Origin of the sequence: Permianibacter aggregans (assembly GCF_009756665.1) — a bacterium.
GTDB classification, from domain to species: domain Bacteria; phylum Pseudomonadota; class Gammaproteobacteria; order Enterobacterales; family Permianibacteraceae; genus Permianibacter; species Permianibacter aggregans.
On the sequence record NZ_CP037953.1, the window covers coordinates 2,905,897 to 2,919,145 of the forward strand.

Annotated in this window: 13 protein-coding genes; 1 reads left to right on the forward strand and 12 read right to left on the reverse strand. The window is 53.7% G+C overall.

Annotation, left to right across the window (positions count from 1 at the left end):
• Positions 1–107 precede the first annotated feature (107 nt).
• From E2H98_RS13065 to E2H98_RS13085, 5 genes are all read right to left on the reverse strand, one after another.
• Positions 108–494, reverse strand: a complete 387-nt coding sequence (locus E2H98_RS13065) for a VOC family protein (protein WP_133588798.1) — start codon at positions 492–494, stop codon at positions 108–110.
• Positions 495–542: 48 nt separating this feature from the next.
• Entirely contained in the window at positions 543–839 is a 297-nt protein-coding gene (locus E2H98_RS13070; RefSeq protein ID WP_133588796.1) for a hypothetical protein, read from the reverse strand.
• 26 nt (positions 840–865) lie between these two features.
• Positions 866–1,369, reverse strand: a complete 504-nt coding sequence (locus E2H98_RS13075; RefSeq protein ID WP_133588795.1) for a DinB family protein — start codon at positions 1,367–1,369, stop codon at positions 866–868.
• A 102-nt stretch (positions 1,370–1,471) separates the two neighbouring features.
• A complete protein-coding gene (locus E2H98_RS13080; RefSeq protein ID WP_133588793.1) occupies positions 1,472–2,035 on the reverse strand; it encodes a dihydrofolate reductase family protein in 564 nt (187 codons plus the stop codon).
• Between the two features lie 210 nt (positions 2,036–2,245).
• The gene (locus tag E2H98_RS13085; RefSeq protein WP_133588791.1) at positions 2,246–2,950 is read right to left on the reverse strand and encodes a hypothetical protein; all 705 of its coding nucleotides are present in this window, start codon (positions 2,948–2,950) and stop codon (positions 2,246–2,248) included.
• Positions 2,951–3,318: 368 nt separating this feature from the next.
• On the opposite strand from E2H98_RS13085, the gene E2H98_RS13090 reads away from it, so the two are divergent.
• Positions 3,319–4,188 carry a CPBP family intramembrane glutamic endopeptidase gene (locus E2H98_RS13090; protein ID WP_133588789.1) on the forward strand — a complete coding sequence of 290 codons (870 nt, stop codon included), beginning with the start codon at positions 3,319–3,321 and terminating at the stop codon, positions 4,186–4,188.
• Between the two features lie 99 nt (positions 4,189–4,287).
• Here E2H98_RS13090 and E2H98_RS13095 read toward each other — a convergent pair whose 3' ends face one another.
• The 7 genes from E2H98_RS13095 to E2H98_RS13125 all read right to left on the reverse strand — a co-directional run bounded on the left by E2H98_RS13095 (position 4,288) and on the right by E2H98_RS13125 (position 13,169).
• Entirely contained in the window at positions 4,288–5,349 is a 1,062-nt protein-coding gene (locus E2H98_RS13095; protein WP_198325122.1) for a serine hydrolase domain-containing protein, read from the reverse strand.
• Position 5,350: 1 nt separating this feature from the next.
• Entirely contained in the window at positions 5,351–6,826 is a 1,476-nt protein-coding gene (locus E2H98_RS13100; protein WP_133588787.1) for a serine hydrolase domain-containing protein, read from the reverse strand.
• Between the two features lie 407 nt (positions 6,827–7,233).
• A complete protein-coding gene (locus E2H98_RS13105; protein ID WP_133588785.1) occupies positions 7,234–7,590 on the reverse strand; it encodes an FHA domain-containing protein in 357 nt (118 codons plus the stop codon).
• Positions 7,591–7,746: 156 nt separating this feature from the next.
• Positions 7,747–10,134 (reverse strand): serine/threonine-protein kinase, encoded by a 2,388-nt coding sequence (locus E2H98_RS13110; protein ID WP_133588783.1) that lies wholly within the window; start codon positions 10,132–10,134, stop codon positions 7,747–7,749.
• A 21-nt stretch (positions 10,135–10,155) separates the two neighbouring features.
• Positions 10,156–10,512: an FHA domain-containing protein gene (locus tag E2H98_RS13115; protein ID WP_133588781.1), complete on the reverse strand. Its 357-nt coding sequence runs from the start codon at positions 10,510–10,512 to the stop codon at positions 10,156–10,158.
• A 355-nt stretch (positions 10,513–10,867) separates the two neighbouring features.
• Positions 10,868–12,205, reverse strand: coding sequence for a S41 family peptidase (locus E2H98_RS13120; RefSeq protein ID WP_133588779.1), 1,338 nt, complete (start codon positions 12,203–12,205; stop codon positions 10,868–10,870).
• Positions 12,206–12,272: 67 nt separating this feature from the next.
• Complete coding sequence (locus tag E2H98_RS13125; protein ID WP_133588777.1) at positions 12,273–13,169, reverse strand: LysR family transcriptional regulator; 897 nt, start codon at positions 13,167–13,169, stop codon at positions 12,273–12,275.
• Positions 13,170–13,249 lie beyond the last annotated feature (80 nt).

Genomic DNA, 13,249 nt, shown 5'->3' on the forward strand with positions numbered 1-13,249 from the left:
TGAAAGGGCAAATCGTTGGCCTAATGGGCGGTCGCAATGACCGCAGTTTTACTATGGATTTGATGCAGCAGTCTGATTGGGCGAAATCAATACATGATGTGTGGCGCTCATCCAATCACCACGGCTTCTAGCCGATAACCATCCGGGTCGAGCACAAAAGCCGCGTAATAGCGTTCGCCATAATTTGGCCTCAAACCCGGCGCGCCGTTATCCCGGCCACCATTCTGCAAAGCGAGTTGATGAAATCGATCGACGGCGGCGCGATTTGGCGCAGCAAACGCCAAATGAAAACCTTCACCGGGAATGCTGATGTTGCCATGGCTTTGTTTCAGGGCAAACAAGTCATCACCACCGGCCACACCATAACCAACTGCCGGGTTATCACCATCAAGCTTCTGCCACACTTGGGAGTAGCCCAATGCGCCGAGCACTTGATCGTAGAACGTCATTGAGCGAGTTAAATTGCTTACGGCGAAAGAAAGATGATGAAGCATAAGGAATCCAGCGGGTAAGAATTCATCGAACGTAATGCCTATCTCAAACTACAGATCAATTCCAATATCGCCATCGGCATGGCGGAATAATTTACCGATACCACGAATTGCCATGGCCACCGCACGATACGGCAAGTCGATCAGCACTTCGAGCACATCATACCAACCGTCGTTATCGGTATGTCTCTTTGGCCAGATATAGTGAACAGCGAGGTATCCGGCGACACAGAAAATCAGCGTTGGCCAGCTGAATCCCTGCGCAAACAAATCGTAGACGAGATAGCTGCTTAGGCAAAATACGCTTGTTGCCGCAATTACCCTAAACGTTTCCATTTCCCATAACATCGACCAAGACGTTGTCAAACCTCAGGTCATTCACCAGAAGTCGCGTGTTGACGAAGAAACACTGGAACATCGGTCGTGGGCGGTGAAACGCCCATTTGGTACAACATGCCGGCAGCGTGTCCACGGTGGTACGTGGCGTGATTCACCACATGCAAAAGCATTTCTCGGCGAGCCATTTGGCCCGTACCTCCGCCGATAAACGCAAATGTCTGTGTTTCATTCAGCGCTTGCTCCGTTGCGGAGTTGGCATAGTCCACGAACCATTCATTGATTTGCCGCTGTTTCGACGCCAACTCATCAAACGACGGACAATGCTCTGGATTGCGTGATGTCAGCCCATGTGGCTTACCGAGCAGATGGCATTGCCAGACATAATCCATCGCGTACGCATGATGAAGCGTGCGAATCAGGCTACCGAAAATAATGGGTTGCGGTGCCGTAAGATTGGCGTCGCTAACGGTGGCTACTGTTGAAAGGAAAAGATTGTCCGCCCACGCTTTATAACGTGTAAGCACTTGAATGTCGTTCATACGGTCCTGGACTTTTTATCTGTCTGGATTGGCAACGTAGCATCAGCGCAGCTGGTTCACACCGAGAAACGCAATCGCCGTGGGATTCTACGTCACTGGTGATCACTCAACGCGGCTGTTGTTCACCTGATAACGCAGCTCCACCATGCTCGCGCCCATCTGCCGCACTTCGGTCAGGCGCAGCGCTGGGCTCAAGGCGCGGCGCGGGAACAATGGCTTACCTTTACCAAGTGTTACCGAACCCACCTGAACAATCAGTTCATCAAGCAAGCCGGCATCATAAAACTGCCCGGCCAAATCGCCACCGCCGACAATCCAGATATTTTTGCCCGAAGCTGCCTTGCACATGTCGTAGTGAATCGGGCGCACATCACCGCTGACAAAACGAATATCGGCGCTTTCAATTGCTGGCAGCTTACGCGTGCTGAATACCCAAGTCGGTTGCGTGTACGGCCAAGCAGAACCCACTTCTTCAATGACTTTGTCGGCATGACGAAGCAGCCATTCATAAGTTGAAGAACCCATCGCCAGTGCGCCTACGTCGGCAATGAATTCCGGGTAGCTGCTTTCACTCAACTCGCCAAGCGAGAACAGCCATTCCAGTGAGTCGTCTTCGGTGGCGATAAAACCATCGAGACTGGTGGCGGTGTAGAACTGAGTTTTCATACTAAATTTTTCGCTCTTGGTGAATTGCTGTTCTGGAGTCTGCGGTGTCAAATGTAAGGCTTGACCCCTGATCTTCCAGGCTTGACCCCTGATCTTCCATTAAGCCCAGTCATTGCTGTGAGGATTGATGTCAATAAACATTCGTACGATTACGCTCCGCAAATCGTGCCTGCGCGAGCTGCACATGTAAGTGAGGCAGAGTGGGGTGCGTTAAATGTCCTCTGTTTTTTCAATAAGTTCAGCCCGCATTATTGATAATCGCTCTTGCTCCTTCACTATTTTGTTTTTTAGTTCTACAAAACTCTTCTTTCTTAGTTCTTCTAGATTCTTGTTGTGACTTAAAATATGAGCTTTAACAACATCAGAAAATCCTTGTGTGATAGTCGCTCCCTTGCTTAGATTCATGAATCTATCTACCGTCTCGTTAACTCTTCTTACGGAGCGATAGTATTCATTGATTTGCTGTAGCAGTTCAAAGTCTATATTGCTGACTTCTGGAAAACCAGTGGACCATGCTTCAACGACAAGAGTTTCTCTCGGAGCGGTAAATTCAAGAATGGGTACAATGCTGTCAATCATCATTGCCATTGCTTTGCGCTGGCTTTGTGAAATTTTATCGCCGTCTTTAGCGGCGGGGTTTTCCATTACGTCTATCATGTTCATAGGGTCGCCAAACTTCGCTACCACCGTGAAGTCGTGTTCTAATAACTTGTTTATATTTTCATCTATCTCTGACTCAACTCTCTTAAGAAATTCAGCATCCTTTCTAATGCTATAAAGAATTTCCTTGTTTTGAGTGTACTCAAAGGATTTGGTTAGACTAAACATACCAACTCCCAACGAGATAACTCCCGCAAACGCAGCTCCCAAAAAGGCCGATATAATTTCTTTTTTGTATTTTCCGAAATTTAGCATCACATAGTTTCCTGACAGACATTTAACGCCTAGCTAGGCTGGTCGCTCGCCGGTGATTGAATTTTTGGTGAATGTGCACGCGGTGCCGTACAAAAGCAAGCAACGGCCAGTGGTCGGGCTGGACGCCGTGTTAGCGTCTTTCGATTTGAACCGCATTCTCTATCTCTATCTTGCGTAGGTATGATTAGCGTAGCGTAACGGGAAGCATGAATTCCATCCTATTGGCAAGCGTTCGATCCGGGGCTGCGATCTAATGCTTCAGTTATCTGCGAGGTTCCGTATCCCATCCGGCTGTTAATTAATCTGAAACCGTTTACTCGCCTATCCCGTCTGATCCCGGCAACTCATCTGCTTGTCTGGAGTATCGCATGGCAGCATCTAATCCCAACGGAAGCCGCAATACCTTCCTTTGTTTCCTCACCATTTTCCTGCCGCTTTGGTCTTTGGCCAATATTGTGCAGTTGCAGCAATGGCTTTCGCCGGATTGGGCGGTGCAGTTATTGATGTGGTCGCCGGGTGTGGCGGCGTTGCTGACGATGTTGCTGCGCGGTATTCCGTTACGGAAAATTGGTTGGCGGCCGGGTTCGGTAAAGGTGCTGTTGGCCGGTTACGGCTTGCCGTTGCTGGCGGCGACGGTGCTGTATGTGGGGCTCGCTGCTGCCGGGTTGATTACGCTGAACTTCGGTGCGTTGCAGCAGGAAGTGAGCCGGGCGTTGGGCGCGCAGTTGTCACCGATTCTGATCTTTGTGATTACCGGCACCGTGGCGTTTTTGTTTGGCTTGTTGCCGGCGTTGGGTGAGGAGATTGGTTGGCGCGGGTTTTTGACGCCGTTGCTGCGTAGTGAACACAGCGCGCTGAAAACCTCGTTGATTGTCGGCGTGATCTGGGCGGCGTATCACTATCCGGGTTTGCTGCTCGGTGAGTATCACGGGCAGGGCAATCGTTGGTTGGAGTTGTCGCTGTTCACGGTGATGATTCTGGCGATGAGTGTGATCATGACCTGCTTGCGGGAGCGTTCGGCGAGCGTGTGGCCGGCAGCGATTTTTCATGCGTCGCATAATTGTTTTCTGCAAGCCTGGTATGGACCGATGACGGTGCAGGATGCCGATAGCGCGTTCTGGGCGGGCGAGTTTGGTGTCGGGATGGCGGTGGTGTATTCGGTGTTGGCGATTGGAATGGTTTGGTCGCAGAAGCGGAAGGTGGTTGTGTCGACTGAACGAGTGGGTGCGTTGGTTTGAACGATTTCGATTGTGATAGTGGGTTTTGTGCGTAATTCTTCCCCCTCTCCCCAGCCCTCCCCCACCAGGGGGGAGGGAGCTACAAGTACCTCGCGGTATTTACATGTAGAACCATTGGTCGCCGAGGTATCCAACGATGTACTCAGCGAGGTTGGAGGAGAACAGGTTGTCGGAGTTGCCAAAGATGACAATGCCGTCGCCGGTTATTGGGTAAAAGTGACAATAGCTGCGGAAGTCGCCACTGTTGCCGGCATGATAATAGCGAATGCCTTTCTCGCTGCGTTTTACCGGAAAGCCGAGGCTCCGATGCATCTCGCCTGCCTCATGCGGCATTTTCGTTTGCAAAGCCAGAAATGTTTCAACCAGGGCTTTGTTCTCCGGCGATGGCCGCATCAGCGCGAGCAAAAACTTGGCGTAGTCGGTTGGTGTCGTGTGCAGGCTGTAGGCCGCGCCAAAGTTTTTGTCGTGTTCGGTGTTATCGGTAGCCTTGCCATTTCTGTGGCCGAAGGTTTTGTTTGCGGGAAGGGTGTTATCCCAAGTGTATTGCATAAACTCCGCACCGATGTTTGCTACCACTTCTTTTTGCATCCGTGCTTGCAGGCCATCATCATCGACAGCGAGCAGGTGTTGAATGATTTGCCGCAGGTATTCGTAGCCTTCACCGGAGTACTGGAACTCGGTGCCTGGTGTGAACAATAACTTCAGCTTGCCGCCGGTATCGCTGCGCCAGTTCGGTAGACCCGATGTGTGAGTCAACAGCATCCGTGCGGTGATCAGTTTATGGCGTGGGTCATCGACAAGATGCTCGTTCGGCAAGTATTCGTACACAGGGCGGTCGAGATCCAACACGCTCTGCTGCACTTGCTGCATGACAAAGTAAGCGAAAACCGGTTTGGAAAGGGAGGCGGCTTCGAATACGGTTTTGGTAGTCAGCTTTTTTCCGGTTTCCACGTTTTGCACGCCAAACGCCTTCCGATAAACGATTTTGCCGTCACGGATAATTGCCAATGAAACACCCGGAACGTTGCGGGCCTTCATTTCTTTTGTAATGTGCGCTTCCAGTTCGCTGAAAGAGTCATTGGTATGGCTTGTTGTTTGGCAAGCGGAAGTAAGGCAAATCAGACAAACCCATAGCACCAATTTGCCGATGGCGTTTTGCATGTTATTGCCGTTTGGATAGATCAAAGTTATAGCCGCTGTCGCGTGTCACCCGCAGCCATTTGATGCTGCCATCTTTGGCGGCGAGAAATTCGTAGGTAGTGTATTCGGCAGGATGAATGAACTTGTGTTCGCCAATGGCAACCAGTTCAGGCGTGGTAGTCTGAGTGCTTGAAGTGAGCAGCAGCCGATCTCCCTCTACCGCGAATGTCGTCAGGTCACCGCCGTTACCGTTATCAAACTCCCCGACATAGCGACGCAGCTTTTCCGCTGGCACTTCAATTGCACTGAAAACCTGCGGTTTCAGCACTGGCCAGTCGTATTCATCGGCAACGGCTCTGGCGATGGATGCCATCAGACCAAAACCGTTGTCGCTGTTGGTCATGATTACCAGCGCTTGTTGATCGCCGAGTGAGCCCACCAGGTAGCTGGTAAAGCCAGCGTTGCTGCCCCAGTGATCGAAAATCAGTTCATCGTTTTTCTCACCGAGCTTTTTCGTGAAGCTGAGACGGCTTTGGTTTCTGGCGAATACCTGGTCAGCGAGGGGCTTTGAAATCAGTGTTTTGCTGCCGTACTGGTAATCGTTGATCACTGCCGCCGCAAAACGGGCCAGGTCGCTGGGTGTGGTCCAGATGCCGCCTGCAGCACCAAACGGAAACAGTTTGTAGGGGTAGGCTTGCAGCTCCTTGCTGTAACCGGTTGCCATGCGCTTTTTCAGTGATTCAGGAATGGGTTGGGTAAATGAGCTGTTGTTCATGCCGGCAGGAGTGAAAACCAGCTTGTTTATCGCGGCATCAAAACGCTGATCGGTCGTATCGGTGATCAACTTTTGGATAATCGTATAACCGGGATTGGAGTATTTCTGTCGCTCGCCCGGCGCGGCAATCATCGACACGGCCGGATCAACCGAAGGCGGTTTGCCGGCGAGCATCTGTTCCAATGTCGGAACCTCTGCACCAACATCATAAGATGACCATAAATGATTGCCGACACCGGAGGTATGGCCAATCAAATGTCGCAAGGTCACCTTTTGTTGTTGGGTGAATTCATTTGCAGGCAGCTGCCAGTCTTTCAAGTAGCGATTAACGTCTTGATCCAGGCTCAATACATTCTGATCCACCAATTTCAATGCCGCCATTGCCGCTATCGGCTTGCTCAACGAAGCGCCGGCGAACACGGTGTCAGGCGTTACGTTTTCAGCAGTAACCAGTTGCGCATAGCCATAGGTCTTGGTCCAGGCGATTTTGCCGTTATCGACAAATGCGATGCTGACGCCGGGAATATTTTCTTCCAGCATCACCTGCGGAATGGATTTGCTGATGACATGGCCACGCAAGTACTGAACCGGCAGCAGGTTGTTTTCTATACGTGATGCGGCTTGATGCGCCGTATTGTTGGGTGCTTCGATGTTGGAGTTGGATGAGTAGGCCAGAGCGGGCAGCGCAGCCAGAATGCTCAAGCAATAAAGGATTTTTCTCATTGTGCGTTCTCCTTATGGCACCGGGCGGCATGATTTTAGCGCTCAAGCGTTGATCGACGCGGATGGACGTGAATAGGTTTAAACGCAGACTGATTTTTTTCGTTGCGGGATTGCGGCCGATGAAAGATGTACGGAGACAAACTATCGGCAGCGGAGGGAAGCGTCAACCAGTAATCCTTGAGGCATCAGGCTGTAGACAGTGGAGGTTCTATGGGAAGCGGCGATGAAGTCCTTGTTCGCGTAAGTGCTTACTTTCAGTGATGGGATGGTTGTGGCTGAGTGCTCGGAAGTCGCTCGCAGAATAAAGCCGCAACAGCTAAGTAATGACGGGGCGCGCTAAAGTTTGCGTGTAATACCCCCTCTCCCCAGGCCTCCCCCACGAGGGGGGAGGGAGGCGAAAGTTCTGCTTAGTTCGATGGAATGATGTGCGTGGTTCTTTCCAGTTCGGCTTCTTTGTCGTCGATGAACTTGAACGTGTTCCAGGCGATGCGGACGACGTCGTTATGGCGCAGGCGCTCACGCTTGGTTAATTTCTTCTCGTTGATGTAAGTGCCGTTGGTGCTGTCGAGATCGGACAGGAAGTATTCGAGGAATTGCGGGAAGTGCTCGTTGCGTTTGGCTTCGAGTTTGGCGTGGTTGCCGCTGACCGCGGAATCCTGGATTTGGATGTTGCAATTCGGATGGCGGCCGATGGTCAGCGAGCCTTCCCGGATTTCGAATTTGTTGGCGACGACGTCATCGACCAGTTGGACCAGGGTTGCCATGGTGTTACCTCATTAAGTGGTGGATCTGAAAAGCAAGTTGAACCAAGTCATCTCGTTTTACCTTGTCATACCCGCCTACGCGGGTATGACACGTGATTTTTTATTCCCCTCTCCCGGTGCTTCGCACCACCCTCTCCCACAAGGGGCGAGGGTTAATTAAATCGCATTACGCAACGCCTTGGCCATTTCGGCGGCATTCTGGTAACGCTCGTACGGGTCTTTCTGCAGCGCTTTGTTGATGATACGACTGGCGGCGCTCGGCAAACCGGAACGTGCATCACGAATGGGCTTGTGTTTGCCGTTCATGATTTGGTGGCTCAGCACGGCGATGTTCTCGCCTTGGAACGGCAGCTCGCCGCTCAGTAACTGATAAAGCGTGACGCCGAGGCTGAAAATGTCGGTGGGTTTGCTGACTTTCTTGCCGACGATTTGTTCTGGCGACATGTACAGCGGACTACCGACGATTTCACCGGTTTGCGTGCGCTGCTCGCTGACGATGCGGGCGATACCAAAGTCGGTAACCGTCACTTTTTTCTGTGCGCGGTCATACATGATGTTGCCGGGTTTGATATCGCGATGCACGACTTGCTGTTCGTGGGCGTAATGCAGTGCATCGGCGACGTCAGCCACAATCGCGAACACTTCACTGACCGGCAGCAGGTTCGATTTGCCGACAAAATCGCTGAGCGGTTGGCCGGTGATGTAGTCCATCGCGATAAATGCCAGGTCGTGATCTTCACCGACATCGTAAACACTGACGATGTTTGGGTGGCGCAGTTTGCCGGCGGCTTCGGCTTCACGGAAGAAGCGCGCTTTCACCGCTTCGCGTTCGCTGGCATCGTACTGCGCGTAATCGAGCGTTTTGATCGCGACTTTGCGGGCGATGTGCGGGTCGAAACCCAAATACACCACGCCCATGGCGCCACGGCCGAGTTCGCTTTCGATTTGGTAGCGGCCGAACTGCGGGCGCCCGTGCTGATCGTCGAGCACCATGGTTTTGGTCAGCGCCAGCGAGGTGGGCTCGACGATTTGTGTCGTTTGCTTCTGTTCGAGCTGGGCGATGCGTTTGGCGACATCTTTATAACGCGGCTTGCGTTGCAGCAGCGCTTTGTAGACTTCAACGGCGGCGGCTGGGCGACGTTTGCGTTCGTGCTGACCGCCAATTTCATACATCAGTTCAAGCACCGGTTTACTCGGCGGGCAGGCATTGAGTGCTTGCAGCGCTTGATCGAGCTGGCCTTGTTGCACCAGATGATTGCTCCATTGCAGCGCCATCTGCAGATGCTGTTCGCGCAAAAGGGTAATCGGTTTTTGTTGCTGACGCCAAAGCAACATGATCGCCGAACTGAACAGCAGAAACTGCATGGTCAAACCGAGCGGCAGCCATTGCGCTTGGGTCAGTTGCGTGCCGAATTGGCCGACCACAATCAAACCGAGCAACATCGCGCCAATCAACAAGGAAACGCCAGGATGCACACGCGGCACCAAAAGAAGCGTGTACAGCAACACCAGCAGCAGCACGGCTTTTTCCAGCGCCGGGAACCACCACGGCGAATGGTAGTAATAGCCGCTTTGCAAACTCTGAACGTTGCCGGCCAGTTGCAACAAAGCCGGATCATCGGCGAGGCCGATAAACAAATAAGGTGTTACACCACCGCTACGAACAAAACTGCGCATATCGTGTTGCACGATGTTCGGTGTGTAGGCGGCATCGGGCTGCAGCAACGGATAAATGCTGCCATCGGCATTGATGGGATACACCTGGCCATCAGGTAACCGTTGCAGAAAGTTTGGTGCTTGCCAGTTCAAATGGCTGCCGTTGTCGCTCGGTTGCAGCATGGCGAGATCGAGGCTCGGATACCACTGTTCATCGTGATGCCAGAGCAGCGGTTGCTTGATGCTGTCGTGGCTGGCGCCGGGCAGGCTTGCCGGCCAAATCGCCAAGCGGTTATTCGAGGGAATGCTTTGCACGTATTGCGTTGGCGCCGAATACTTGCCGATTTTGCGACCGAGCAGCGCGTTGAAATCGCGTTCGCCATTGGGCTCCACTAACACGCGCTGTTCGCTGCCAAGGCGCGGCGTTAGCGTGTTGCTGGCCACGCGCACAGAAGGCGAATGTAACCACTGCGCAAATTTTTGGCGCAACGCTTCGCGTGATTGAAAGGCTTGATACACCAGCGACTGTTCACCAGCATCGCGCAGCAATTGTTCGGCGCTGAATGCTTCCGTGCGTGGCAGCAGCGGCGTGATAAAGGCGATTTGCGCCTTGCTGTTCAACAAGCTGTAGAGCAGGGCGGTGGTGTCGGCGTGGGCAACGGGGTCTTGCATCAGTTGCTGCAATTCCGGTTGCGTCAGCGCTAACACTTCGATGGCGTCGGGCGTGATGGGCGCCGGCATCAGTTGCGCGCCAACGGAAAACAGTGCGCGATCAAACTGGCGCAGGCTGCCGGAGGAAGGAGTAAATAAAATCAGCCACATACCACCGACCCAGACCAGCATTCGCAGGTCCAGCAGCGGCAGCAGGCGTTGCCACAATGCACGCATATGATTCAACAACGACGGGATTTAGCGGGCAGTGTAATACAGGCCGGGTATCCAGCTCTTTTTGATCTTCAAGGTTTTTTGCAGCTCGTCGGAAATGTGTTCAATCAGGCAGAGCGTGTGGGTGCCGATGATGATCACATCGTTTTCATTGATGAGCGCACTGGAAGCTTTTTCGCCGTTGACACGAATGCCATTGGTGCTGCCGAGATCGCGTATCTGAATGCCGGCCTCGGTTTTCTCAATGACGGCGTGATGGCCACTGACCGTGGCATCGTCGATCAGAATATGGTTATCGGCGGCACGGCCAATTGTTAATTGCTCACCCAGCTCGTAATGGCTGACGGTGGCGCCGTTGAATTGATGTTGGATGTAAGGCATAGCGATACCGCCCTTAAGCTATCGATGGCCCGAAGCCTGTCGTCGGGCGCCTGGTTCAATCAGATGTCTGGTTAAACAGATCAGGCCCGACGTTAGCACAGGGGGCAAAGCGGATTGTGTGACGGTTTGCGCCTTTAAAGGGATGAGGCGGGTTCGAGCAGGACCACCCCCTAACCCCCTCCTCAATGAAGAGGGGGAACGACCCACCCATCTGATTCGCTGGTAGCAAGCCGGTCTCGACCGAAAGATTTTGTTCCCCCTCCTTTTCAAGGAGGGGGGTAGGGGGTGGTTGCTGGGGGAAGAGTGATGTTTGCGGATTGACCTCCTCCAAACCCCTCCTTAGCAGGAGGGGGAGTTAACGGCTGTTCAATAGTTCAGCAGCCGCCTCCATTGCCGGGTCGCGGCCGCTGCGCAGTGCCGCCACGGTCAGTGGTGCATAAATGTCTGGCTTCAGCGACTCGACACGCACGTCGAAACGGTCGCCGTAGCAGGCCGGCTCGCCGGCGCAGCCGTGCTGTAAATCCCAGACGCCGGTAGAGCGAATGAAGCAGTACTGGCTATGCGGCAGGCAGACTTGCTGACCCTCGGACCAGAAGCGCAGGGTATCGCCGACCTCGTCGCCGATAATCGTCACGCGCTCGCGACCAAGCTGTTTCAGTTCAGCGGCCATGATGATGCCGGCCGAAAGCGTATGCGGGCCGGTCAGCACGACGATGCGCTCGAACGGATGCTTGGCGATTACCGGGCGTAGCGGCTGGGTCAGGTCAACATTTCCGCCAAGATCAAAACGCAAATCGACGATCAAATGGCGCGCTGAGTTTTTCTCGATGGCGGCAATCGCTTGCTCAATAAACTCCGATAGCGAATGACCATCGGTATCGAAATGCAGGCGCAGTTGCAGCAGCAGTGCATTGAGTTGGTCGTCGGTGCTCAGACGATACGGCAGCTCTGCTTGCTGCAAATACCAGGGCTCTGCGGTCGGTACGCGCATCGTCTGCCAGCCTTTTTGCTGTTCGGAGGCATTTGGCTGCATCGAATACTGACGGTGTGGGCGCATGCCATCGGGAATCGCGGATTTCGGCACGAATAAAACGCTTCGCTCAATCAGACTGCCATCGGCTTTACGTAGTCGAAACTGTAAACGGTCCGGCGCTTTCGCCAAACCCATCGCATGCAGCATGCCGGCTTGTTCGATCAGCCAGGTGATATCCCAGCGCACCATCGCCAGCGGCCCGCCTCGGTAATTTTGTAAATCGCGGGCAATGGTTTCTGGCTCGTGGCCATCAATGCTCTCCACGACTGCGCCAAGCAAGTCGGCATGGGCGGGCGCTGCGCGGGTGACCAACACGCCGTCCCGCAGCCACAGCAAACGCAGCGGCAATTGCTGGCTTGGGTGCCAACCCTTGCCGGTGATCAGCATATCGTGACCATTGCCGGCAAACGCGGCGGTTTTCAGCATCGCCAACAAATAGGCTTCGTTGCTCAAGCGATTCAGTTGCGGCTGCAAGTCGTCGAGAAACTTCAGTGCCTTTTGCCGGTTGTCATCAGAAAACGACAGACTTTTCAGCACGAATTCATCGCGAGCAATGGCCAAATCGGCTTCGCGATTCGAGCTGGTGCTGCCATCAGCAAAAAGCGTCGGACAGGTGAATGTGAGCGCCAACAACAGCGCTTGGAAATGGCGGTTTTTCATCAGTGAACGTCTCGGGAAAGACTGGCCGGCGGTTTCATGCTGAGACGAGGCAAAACGCCAAACGGTTTCAGCTCGCGTGCCAAGGCGGCGTCGCCCAGCGCTTGAGTAGAAAGTCGATAAAGCGCCGGACTTTGGCCGGCAGCAAACGTCCTGATGGATACACCGCCCAAATAAACGAATCGGTGTCGAACGGATAGTCATTGAGCACCGTCTGCAGGCGGCCATCGGCCAGCGCCGTGTGCACACTCCAGCGCGACTGTATGGAAATGCCGAGGCCTTCAATGCTGGCGTCACGCAGGCTTTCGCCGTGGTTGCTGGTCAGCGGCCCGTGCACGCGCACTTTCTTTTGTTGCCCGTTCGGCGTGCGAAAGCTCCAACTATGTTGTTCGTGCAACACGAGGCAAGCATGATTGCTTAAGTCTTCAGGTTGTTCGGGCCGGCCATGTTTCGCGAGATAGTCCGGCGAGGCACAAAGCACCCGTTCGCTGGCAGCCAGTTGCCGGGCCACCAAACCGGGCTCAATGGTCGGCGCGATACGAATGCCCAAATCAAAACCTTCGCGCACCAAGTCGACGATGTGATCGGACAATTGCAGGTCGATTTGCAGTTGCGGGTGCTCGGCCAAAAAGCGCGTCAGCTCCGGCACCAGATGCTGGCGACCGAACGAGGCGGAGCAGGTCAGCCGCAAGGTGCCGCTCGGTTGTTGTTGGCCTCCGGAGAGCGCTGCCCGAGCCTCGTTGAATTGTTCAATGAGCGCTTCGGCATGCTGCTGAAACGCCCGGCCATCTTCGCTGAGGCTGAGCTGACGGGTAGTGCGGTGAAACAGGCGCACGCCCAGTTCCTGCTCCAATTGCGCCAGCCGGTGACTGACCACGGCCGGCGACAGGTGCAGTTCGCGGGCAGCAGCGCTCAGGTTGCCCAGGTGGGCAATGCGCAGAAATAGCGTCAGGTCGGTGTCGTTCATTTTCAAAAAATACCGAATAAAGCTTATGTGATTTGCCTGATTATCGTTCAAACGTTTAATAAATACACTGGCCGCCAATA